The following is a 9,424-nucleotide window of genomic DNA, read 5'->3' as shown; positions in this document are numbered from 1 at the left end:
CGGCGCGGCGCCGACGGTGCGCCGCGCATCGGCGGCCTGCGGCTCGCGGATCTTCGGCCGGACTTGGTCGGGCAGCGGGCGCTGGTGGAGGGCGAGGCCGGCCCGGCCGGGCTGACGGTGGCGTCGGCCCGGAACGTCAGCCGACCGTTCCCGGCGGGGCTCGCCCGCGCCTCGATCGAAGCCTACCTGGCGCCGGGCGGCGGCGGGTTGCGGCTCGGCTCCGGCCTCGCCGTCTCGGGCCGGATCGCGCCCTCGGCGCTCCCCGGATCGGGGCGCCCCGCCGTGATCGAGACCGGCATCGGCCGGGATGGACGGATGACGGTGGAGTCGGTGCGCAGCGACGCCCCGGGCCGGAACGGGCCGAGTCTCAACGGGCAGAATCCCGGCGGGCAGAATCCCGGAAGGCAGAGTCCCGGTGGACAGGGACCCGACACCTTTGGCGGCCGGGGACAGGGCGGGCCGGGACGGCCCGGAGCGGGCGGCGAGGCGCCGTTCTCCCGCCCCGGTGGCGGAGCCGGCGGCGTCGAACCGAATCCGCGCGGCGGGACGGGAGGAAACGCGATGCCCGGCGGCTATCCGATCGACACGCGCCCCGCCCCGGGCAGCGGGTCGAATCCGGGGGGCAGCTTCGGCGGTCCGGGCGGTGCCTTCGGCGCCCCCTCCGGCGGATTGGGCCGACCCGGCGGCGGCGGACCGGGTGGGTTCGGGGGCGGCGCCGGTCCCGGCGGTTTGGGCGGTGGGGGAGGCCCCGGCGGCTTCGGCGGCGGCGGGCGCCGCTAGGTCCGGCCGTGGCCCGCCGTCAGCGGCTGCGCAGGATCAGCCGGTCGCCGCGCACCTCGTAGGAGGGCAGCCGGTCGAGGAAGCTCTGTCCGAGCAGGTTGGTGGTCAGCACGCCCGGGCGGCTCACCATCGCGTTGACGTTGCGCTCGGTGATCGGCCCGACCGTGATCGAGTCGAGCCGGATCGGCGCCGTCAGCGCGGTGCCGTTGGCGGTGGAGACCCGCTGGGTGAAGGCGCTCTCGGGCGGACGGATGCCGAGACGCTCGGCGGTGGTGGCGGTGAGCACGACGCTGCTCGCCCCCGTGTCGAAGACGAAGCGCTCCTCGGCGGCGCCGTTCACCTCCGCCAGAACGGCGAAGTCGCCGTCCGAGCGGCGGGTGATCGTCACCGCGCCGCCGGGGCCGACCACGGCGGTACCCGGGCGCAGCGCCCCGACGACGTTGGCGCCGACCCGCTGCGCGTCGTCGCGATAGGTGTAGCCGATGACGATCGCCGCGCCGATGGCGAGCCAGATCAGGATCGAGCCCACGGTCCTGCCCGGCATGGCGAGCGCCTGCCGCCAGCGGCCGGCCGTGAGGAGCAGCAGCAGCGCGGTCATCGAGACGAGGCCGGCGAGCTGATCGGAATCGAGCCCCATCACCGGGCCGCCATCGTGGTTGGCGATCAGGACGACGAGGCCGATCCCGAGGATGGCGAGGCCGAGCCACATCATCACGCCCGCACCTCCCGCTCCGGATAGGCCCGGCGCAGCCGCTCGGGCAGCACCGCCATGAGCGCCAGCCGCTGCGGCTCGGAGAGCGAGCCCCACAGCCCGATCTCCTCGCGCGTGCGGCCGCAGCCCTCGCACAGGCCCGTCACGCCATCGAGCACGCAGACCTTGGTGCAGGGTGAGGAGGGCTTGTTCGGGGGAGTCGTCATCGTCCGTGCAGATGGGGCGGAGCGGGGCCGTGAATCAAGGGTCCTGCCGGACAGCTACCCCTCCCGCGGGTCGTCGGACGGGCTGCGCTTCAACCATCGGATCGGGTGGACGAGGATGCGTTTTCCCACGTCCCCCTCCCAGCGGGTGCGCAGGCCCTGCGCCTCCACGGCCGCCACGATCTCGGCGGCGATGGCGGCCATGGTCTCGTCGCGCTCGTCGAAGGCGCCGAAGGCGAGGTAAAGCCCCTGGTCGGCGAGGACGCTCTCGACATCCTGCCCGTGGTAGAAGACGAACCCGCGCGACGCGCGCCCGCGCTCCCGGCGCTGGTGGCAGACCTCGGCCGCGTCCGAGATTCCGTCCGAGCGGGTGTAGCCGGCGCAGTGCAGCGCGATGATCCCGCCGGCGTCGAGCGCGTCGAAGGCGATGGCGAGGCGGTCGAAATCCGTCTCCAGCGGCCACGTCGCCTCCTCTTCCCGCTTGCGCGCGAAGGCGCGGGCCACCTCCGCCTCGACCCAGCGGCGGTCGTCGGGATCGATCGCGTCCGGCGTCAGGTACTCGTCGAGGATCGTCTCGAGCGTCGAGGCTTCGGTCTCGAAGCCGCCGCGCGCGAGGATCGCGATCCGCTCGGCGGTGTCGACCCGTTCGATCGTTTCCGCAGGCGAATCGGAGGCCGTCCGGACCGGCGCCTTTGCCGCTCGGCCCCGGAAGAGGCGGCGGAGGATGCTCAGCATGCGGAACCTCTCCTGAGGGGACGTCTATGGTTCGACCGAGCGGGCATCCGCCAGGAGCGCGTCCCAATCGTCGGGCGGATCGCCCTCGTCCAGTCGCCGCGCGAACACCGCATAGGGGTCGGTGCGTGCGCCCGCCTTGCGCAGGGTGGTCTCGTCGTTGACCCAGGCATAGACGATGATGCGGCTCGCGCTGTCGAAACGGAAGAACAGGCGGAAGCGCTGAAGAAACTTGGCGCGGCGCCAGTGCCGATGGGCCGGCCCGAGGGTGTTGCCGAGCGCGTAGACCGGCGCATTCGGATCACGCGGGATCTCGTCGACGACGAGGCTGCGGATCCGCGCGAGGAGCTTCGCTTTCGGATGCGCGCGGTAGCCGTCGGGGTCGGCGGCGGCGAGACGCGCGACCTCCTCGGTGAGGGGGTCGATGCTCTGCCGGAAGGCGTTCGCTCGAAAGAGCTTCCAGCCATTGCGCTCCGCGAAGGGAGGGGCGTCCGTCACAGGGTGACGTCGTCCGGCAGGACCTCGTCATCGGAGACGATCACGCCGTCCGTCAGCGACGCGAGCCGCGCGAGGTCGGACTCGGTGAAGGGGTGCAGCCGCTCGGGATGGGCGGCCATGTCCCGTTCGAGGAAGGCGAGGTAGGCCGCGACCACGGGATCCTGTCCGGTCGCCGCCTCCGGCACCGGCTCGTCGGGATCGAGGGTGACGAGCATCGTTCCCGGTCCGAGGACGTGCGCGCGGATCTTCGCCTTCTGCCGGAACTCCGGGTGGGCTTTGAACAGCGCCTTGTCGAGCCGAAGCGCCTCGGACCGCCCCGTCGTCGTGATCGAGCCCTTGAAACTCGACTGCGGCATCGCTTCGATCCTCTCCGCCAATGATACGTGCGAAGATACGTACCATGAATGTCGAAGACAAGCCGAACGCCGCTCGAAGCAGAGAGCTAAGCCGTCGCCGCCACCAGCGCCAGCAGCACCGCGATCTCGCCGACCTGCTGGCAGGCGCCGACCACGTCGCCGGTCTGGCCGCCGATCTTCCGCTCGGCGACGGCGCTTAGGCCGAAGGCGGCGAGCGGCGCCAGGATCAGCGCCAGGACGAGGCCGAGCAGCGGTAGGCCCAGGAGGGCGGCGACGCCCGCGAGGATCAGGCAGATCAGCCCCGCGATGCCGAGCGTCGCGCGGGTCGGCCGGCCGACGGCGGCGCCCGCGCCGCCGGGACGGGCGGGGTCGAGGATCGCGAGCGGGACCAGCGCGACGGTGCGCGACAGGGCGGCGGCGAAGAGGAGCGCGACGGCGGCGAGCGGGCCGGAGCGGTCGAGCAGGGTCGCGAGCATCGCCGCCCGCAGCGCCAGTCCGAGGAACAGAGCGGTGCCGCCATAGGCGCCGATGCGGCTGTCGCGCATGATTTCCAGGGTCCGCTCGCGGCTATGGCCGCCGCCGAACCCGTCGGCGACGTCGGCCAGACCGTCCTCGTGCATGGCGCCCGTGATCAGCGCGAGGGCGACGAGCGCCAGGGCGGCGGCCACGAACGGACCGAGCCGGATCTCCCAGGCGAGCACCAGAACCAGGGCGGCAGGCCCTGCGATCAGCAGCCCGGCCAGCGGGAGCATCCGCGGCACGGTGCGGAAATCCGGTGCGGCATAGGGCGCCGGCTCGTCGGGCAAGGGCGGGATCGGCAGGCGGGTGAAGAAGCGGAGGCAGGCGGCGAGGTCGTAGACCCATTCCGCCCCGGGAAAGGGCGGGCCGAGATCGCGGCCGCTGCGCTCGATCATTCCGTCCCCCTCCGTCCGGCCGCCTGGACCCGCAGGCCCCCCCGCATCTATAGCGCCGGGAGCCTCCTGCCTGCTACGCGGCGCTGCCTTCTATCCGGTGGCAATCCCCGCGCCGATCGGGCGACCTCCTTTCGCGGGTGTCCCCGCCTCCGACGCGCAAGAGCCCCCTGCATGACCTCCGATCCGACCGCCGCCGCCTCACCCTTCGCCGATATCCGCCGCCTGCTCACGGAGATGCCCGGCCCCGACGGGGACGCGCTCGCCGCGATCCGGGCGCGGGACGCGCAGCTCACCAAGCCGCCGGGGGCGCTCGGCCGACTCGAAGAGTTCGTCGAGTGGCTCGGCGCGTGGCAGGGCAAGGCCAGGCCGACCCTCGACCGGCCGATGGTTTGCGTGTTCGCCGGCAGCCACGGCGTGGTGGCGCGCGGCGTCTCGGCCTTCCCCGCCGCGGTCAACCGGCAGATGTTGGACAACTTCGCCGCCGGGGGGGCGGCGATCAACCAACTCTGCGCCGCCTACGGCCTCGGCTTCCGGGTGTTCGACCTCGCCGTCGATCTCCCGACCGGCGACATCTGCTCGGGGCCGGCGCTGGACGAGAAGGGGTGCGTGGCCACCATGGCCTTCGGCATGGAGGCGGTGGCGGCGGGCACCGATTGCCTCGCGGTGGGCGAGATGGGCATCGGCAACACCACGGTCGCGGCGGCGATCTACGCCGCGCTCTACGGCGGCGAGGCCGAGCACTGGGTCGGGCGCGGCACCGGGCTCGACGCGGCCGGCGTCGCCCGCAAGGCCGAAGCGGTGCGGCTGGCGCTCGACACCCACAGGGATCATCTCGGCGACCCGCTGGCGGTGCTCGCGCGCCTCGGCGGCCGGGAGATCGCGGCCATGGCCGGCGCCATCCTCGCGGCGCGGCTGCAGCGGGTACCGGTGGTGCTCGACGGCTACGTCGCGACCGCCGCCGCGGCCGTTCTGCACGCCGCCGACGCGCACGCCCTCGACCATTGCCTCGCCGGCCACCGCTCGGCCGAAGGCGCCCATGGCGAGGTGCTGGAACGGCTCGGCCTCACCCCCGTGCTGTCGCTCGACATGAGGCTGGGCGAAGCCTCGGGCGCGGCCCTCGCGCTCGGCCTCCTGAAGGGCGCGCTCGCCTGCCACCGCGACATGGCGACGTTCGAGCAGGCGGGGGTCTCGGGCAAGAGCGCGGGCTGAGACGGATGGTCGGACGGCGTGAAGGGATACGCCGATGCCGACGCTCGGCCTCTCTGCATCGGCCGGTTGACAAGGTCGAGACTCGCTTCCTGGCGCCGGCAGCCTACGCCGCAGGCTGCGAGCAGAACGATCGTCCGCGCGCCGTGCGCGTTCGCGATCGGCTCGGCGTAGGGCTGCGGCGCGCTGGCCGCTGGGTCGAAGCGGTCGTCAGGACTCGGTGCGAGCGACCGACCGGCGAGCGTTGGGACGAGATCGGCTGCGAAGGCACTTGAACCGGCGCCGTTCCTGGCAGAAATGCGGGCGCTGGGGCGTGCGGATAAACCTGCGCCTTTAGGGTGCAATTCGGCAGCTGAACAGAAAGATCGAGCATAACACACTCGCCCTTTCAACAATTGCTCGATTTAAGACACGACTCAACGATCGCCGAGCGTCGCCGAAATGGCGCGCTGCGCCTCCACCATCTTTCAGTTGATCCAGCTGAATCCCTGGATCGAATCGCCGCATTGGCTACAGTCCCTGATCGACGCCGCGCGAAAGCGCCCCCAGCGTAAATTTTATGCGCTGAACAACTTTTCCTCCACGCGATACTTGCACCACTCCGAGCGCGTTATCCGCCCAAACGGCGTAAATTTCGTTGGATATCGGATCGCGAACCGGATCGGGATTACCCGATCTGAAGCGAGCTAACGCCTCATCGATCAGCCTAAGCTCGTTGGCATGATTTCGAATCAAATCGTGCAACGACATATCAGCACCTTCCTCTCAGATTCATTTCATAAATTTCTCTCCTGAGTTTCTGCACCTCTTCGGGCGTGATACCCCATCACTCTGCATTGGCGACCTCGGGGCCGGGCGCGGGCAGTGGAGCCCCCCCCGGATCCGGGACCGGCTGCGGGGGTGCGGGCACCTGCGGTGGTTGCGGTGCCGGCTCCGGAACCGGTGGCGCCTCAGGCGCTTGGACCGGCGACGGCACCTGCGCCGTCTCGGAAAAATTCGGCGGCAGGATCGGCCCCGTCACCGGCGGGGCGGCGAACATCGCCGCGCGCTGGGCGTTGGCGGCCTCGAAGCCCGCGCCGAGCTGCGACCGCTGCGCGGCGTTGCGGGCCGCGTTGGCCGCCTCGAACCCGGCATTGATGCTGTTGCTGGCATTCAGCGTCGCCCAGCATTAAATTAGATATGTATAAGGCGATACGAGCGATGGCGATTACCAATGTTTATCTAATAATTCTCCTCCGGAAACACTGTTTTTAGCGTGTCGAGAGCGATAAAATACTTGATCGCCACAAATTACCTTGAGAACCGCAAGAGTATTTTCAAGTTAGACCTTGAATTCTTGCCCATCTTCGGGATTGCGCATGGGCTCCGCTACGCCCCGGCGGTATCGATCAATATCTTCTTCAATAAATGGCAGCAACGGCTGTTTCTGTAAGTGCAAATTCTTTAAATCCTTTACTATCAGTAAGCCCCTTTTCGTTCCATTTACCTGATTCACTGCGAGATCTCCCGCTGTAATTCATGTGTCAGGGACCAACGTTCGGCGTTTTCTAGAAGGATTTTGCGTGCATCGATTTCGAAAGAGGTGCGAGAATCGATGCCGATCCCGACTGCCACGCCTTTTTGCTGCTCTGTATGTATGAATTCTTCGCGCAGGACTCTTACATCATTCTGTTTTGACTCACGTACGAAGATGAGGTCACCGATCGTAAGGCCGTGCATCGCATCAGGTGCGACGCCTTCGCGACGCGCCGCATCATCCATGTAACGCGTTACCTCAGGGTCGGCTTCGGTGAGAATCGGGATTACCTGACCCGAACCGGGGCAGAGCCTCATCGATCAGTCCAATTTCATTCGCATGATCGCGCATGAGATCTTGAAACGACATATAAGCACCGTCCACACGATATTTAATACTGTAATAACTCGAATTATTAGCCATACAATACATCCGTTTGATCACTTCTTTTCTCAGGCTATGGTGCCGGAGGAGGGAACGCTGCACCTTCGGGACCGAATGAAATGCGAGCTTCTGTTGAACGTGCGCAATGCGTACATCGAAACAGGCGCTCGCCTTGCTTCGGATCGGTTGGATCGACAAGATCGCGGACATCGATCGTACCAACGGCACAAAACGGACAAGAGATTCGTATGCCGGGATTTGTCTCCGCAGCCCGCATGACGCCTGCCCAGATCAGGATATGCTGACGAAGTTCATCGGCCATTTCGAAGCGCCTCCAACGCACGGTCAGCGAATGCACGAGCATCCGTGGTCTGTTTGGTGACAGCATCTTGACCAACACCCGCCGCACTCTGCCCCATACCAACCCGATATAGCTCTTGTAAAAGCGTCTTATCCAACTCATCTGATGAAGCGAATGCGCCCGGCCCTGTTACGAAGCCATTTACACCATATGACGTGAGTGTCATCCCTGAAATATTTTGAGTAAGGCCTGATTCATACTGAATGATGCGCTCGCCAATCCTTACTTATACTGGTATATTTTCCTGTTTTGCTTCTAGAATACGCTTGAACTCTGAGGAATTGTAGACGGCACGTGCTTCATCGATAACTCGGCGTTCCGGCAAAGTGAACGAGGCAGCTTCGCTTAGAACCATCTGCGCTCCGAGCAAGCTTGGACTGGCCGCCCCGAGCCCCGGTACCGGTGGCATCGCGGCCGGAGGCGTCAGGCCCGGCACCGGCGGGGCCGGCGGCGCCGGGGTGACCCCTTCGAGGCCCGGCAGCACCGGCGCCGGCGCCATCCCCGGCGGCCCGGCGGAGGGTGGCGGATGGGCCGCCAGCAGGGCGTTCACGTCGATCTCGAAGCGGTCACAACCGAGAGACAGCCGACACCACGGCGCTGCCTACCTTCGTGGATGGTGCTTCACGCCATGCGTTTTTCGACCGGTACCTCCGGCCACGGCCCGAGCGGCGCGATCGTGTAAGGCAGATCCACCAGCGCGCGGTAGGGAAGATGCGCCGCGTCCCAGAGTTCGCGATCCTGCGCGAGTTGCTGCCCCAGCACCAGCCGGCCGTTCCTGTAGAGCAGGGCCGGGATCGCCGCATCGTACAGCAGGAGGTAGGCGTCCGCGTCGGGATAGGCCTTGAGCAGGGCGATGACCCCGCGGACTGTCTCTGTGTTATACTGGCGGCTCAGGGTGGGATCACGTAGGCGGAAATTGAGCGAGCGGGTCGTGACGACTCCGTTGTCGGGCCGCAAACTCCTGCATACGCTGCGTGTCGGGTCATCATCCTCACTGATGCTGACCAGCGTTGCCTCGCTCGCGGCCTTACTAAGGTGCTCGAAATCCGGCAGCGCGGCCAGACCGATCTCCGCTCGCGCCAGCGCGTCGCGCAAGTCGTGGCGCGAGGCCGCGGTGGCGAGATGGAACCATTGCTCGATGGCCATGTCGTGTCCTCGTCAAGGAAAGGCGCGGCGCAGCCCCGCCTCGGTCAGGGTGAGCACCTCCTTCAAACGCGTCACAGGGTCGGCCCGCAAAGCTGCGCGGACCGAGGCATCCGTCTGGGTGGTGCCGCGCAGATCAACCACCACGCGGTCGGTCTGCCGATCGTCAACTTTTTTGAAGATGCCACTACGGATGCTTCGGGCTTCGTCAACCACCGGCGTGTAGGTGTCGAAGACGCGACCGTTGATTAGAAGATCAGGGTTTTTGTCGGGATCAAGCGCAAGTTCCAACATCCGCTCGCGTGTGAAAGCCGGCGCCGGACCGACGGTTGGGTTCTGGACGACCGCGTAGCCCTGCGCCGCCAAACGGTCGGCGACTTGGTTCTCCGAGTCGACCTGCAATTTTTCAGATTGCGCGGCGCCCGGCACGTTGTTCGAGCGCGGACCGGTCGGCACGCCATTTAGGGCCCCCGTCGGCATCGTCAGCCCCGGATCGGCCCGGCTCTCCAGTGGTGTGGGTCCGACAAGGCCCGGATCGGCCGCCCCGAACCCCGGCAGCGGCGGCAGCGCCTCCGGAGGCGTCAGGCCCGGCACCGGCGGGGCCGGCGGCGCGGCGGTG

Annotated in this window: 11 protein-coding genes and 1 pseudogene; 2 read left to right on the top strand and 10 right to left on the bottom strand. The window is 67.8% G+C overall.

Annotated features, from left to right (window positions below; translation table 11 throughout):
• Nucleotides 1-780, top strand: a pseudogene (locus tag MFF42_RS16170) (DUF5666 domain-containing protein); the annotation flags it as partial.
• 19 nt (nt 781-799) lie between these two features.
• On the opposite strand, the gene MFF42_RS16165 reads toward MFF42_RS16170, so the two are convergent.
• The 6 genes from MFF42_RS16165 to cobS all read right to left on the bottom strand — a co-directional run bounded on the left by MFF42_RS16165 (nt 800) and on the right by cobS (nt 4,195).
• Nucleotides 800-1,492 (bottom strand): retropepsin-like aspartic protease family protein, encoded by a 693-nt coding sequence (locus MFF42_RS16165; protein ID WP_238256666.1) that lies wholly within the window; start codon nt 1,490-1,492, stop codon nt 800-802.
• Nucleotides 1,492-1,698: a DUF1289 domain-containing protein gene (locus tag MFF42_RS16160; RefSeq protein ID WP_238256665.1), complete on the bottom strand. Its 207-nt coding sequence runs from the start codon at nt 1,696-1,698 to the stop codon at nt 1,492-1,494. The genes MFF42_RS16165 and MFF42_RS16160 overlap by 1 nt, the downstream gene beginning before the upstream one ends.
• A gap of 54 nt (nt 1,699-1,752) precedes the next feature.
• Nucleotides 1,753-2,430 (bottom strand): DUF6891 domain-containing protein, encoded by a 678-nt coding sequence (locus MFF42_RS16155; protein WP_238256664.1) that lies wholly within the window; start codon nt 2,428-2,430, stop codon nt 1,753-1,755.
• Nucleotides 2,431-2,454: 24 nt separating this feature from the next.
• Nucleotides 2,455-2,925 carry a type II toxin-antitoxin system YhaV family toxin gene (locus MFF42_RS16150; protein ID WP_238256663.1) on the bottom strand — a complete coding sequence of 157 codons (471 nt, stop codon included), beginning with the start codon at nt 2,923-2,925 and terminating at the stop codon, nt 2,455-2,457.
• Nucleotides 2,922-3,281, bottom strand: a complete 360-nt coding sequence (locus MFF42_RS16145) for a type II toxin-antitoxin system PrlF family antitoxin (protein ID WP_238256662.1) — start codon at nt 3,279-3,281, stop codon at nt 2,922-2,924. Before MFF42_RS16145 ends, MFF42_RS16150 begins: the two co-directional genes overlap by 4 nt.
• An 86-nt stretch (nt 3,282-3,367) precedes the next feature.
• A complete protein-coding gene (gene cobS / locus MFF42_RS16140) occupies nt 3,368-4,195 on the bottom strand; it encodes an adenosylcobinamide-GDP ribazoletransferase (RefSeq protein ID WP_238256661.1) in 828 nt (275 codons plus the stop codon).
• A gap of 171 nt (nt 4,196-4,366) precedes the next feature.
• Here cobS and cobT point away from each other — a divergent pair, with 171 nt between their 5' ends.
• Complete coding sequence (gene cobT, locus MFF42_RS16135) at nt 4,367-5,404, top strand: nicotinate-nucleotide--dimethylbenzimidazole phosphoribosyltransferase (protein ID WP_238256660.1); 1,038 nt, start codon at nt 4,367-4,369, stop codon at nt 5,402-5,404.
• Nucleotides 5,405-5,911: 507 nt separating this feature from the next.
• Here the strand turns inward: cobT and MFF42_RS16130 are convergent.
• The 4 genes from MFF42_RS16130 to MFF42_RS16115 form a co-directional block, all read right to left on the bottom strand.
• The gene (locus MFF42_RS16130) at nt 5,912-6,151 is read right to left on the bottom strand and encodes a hypothetical protein (protein ID WP_238256659.1); all 240 of its coding nucleotides are present in this window, start codon (nt 6,149-6,151) and stop codon (nt 5,912-5,914) included.
• 741 nt (nt 6,152-6,892) lie between these two features.
• Nucleotides 6,893-7,234 (bottom strand): hypothetical protein, encoded by a 342-nt coding sequence (locus MFF42_RS16125; RefSeq protein ID WP_238256658.1) that lies wholly within the window; start codon nt 7,232-7,234, stop codon nt 6,893-6,895.
• Between the two features lie 1,049 nt (nt 7,235-8,283).
• Nucleotides 8,284-8,808 (bottom strand): hypothetical protein, encoded by a 525-nt coding sequence (locus MFF42_RS16120; protein ID WP_238256657.1) that lies wholly within the window; start codon nt 8,806-8,808, stop codon nt 8,284-8,286.
• A 12-nt stretch (nt 8,809-8,820) separates the two neighbouring features.
• The coding region (locus MFF42_RS16115; RefSeq protein ID WP_238256656.1) for a CdiA C-terminal domain-containing protein at nt 8,821-9,424 on the bottom strand (604 nt) is incomplete at its 5' end.

This window comes from Methylorubrum podarium (assembly GCF_022179745.1).
GTDB lineage: Bacteria > Pseudomonadota > Alphaproteobacteria > Rhizobiales > Beijerinckiaceae > Methylobacterium > Methylobacterium podarium.
Note: the sequence above shows the minus strand (reverse complement) of the source record. Positions and strands in the feature narration are given on the sequence as shown.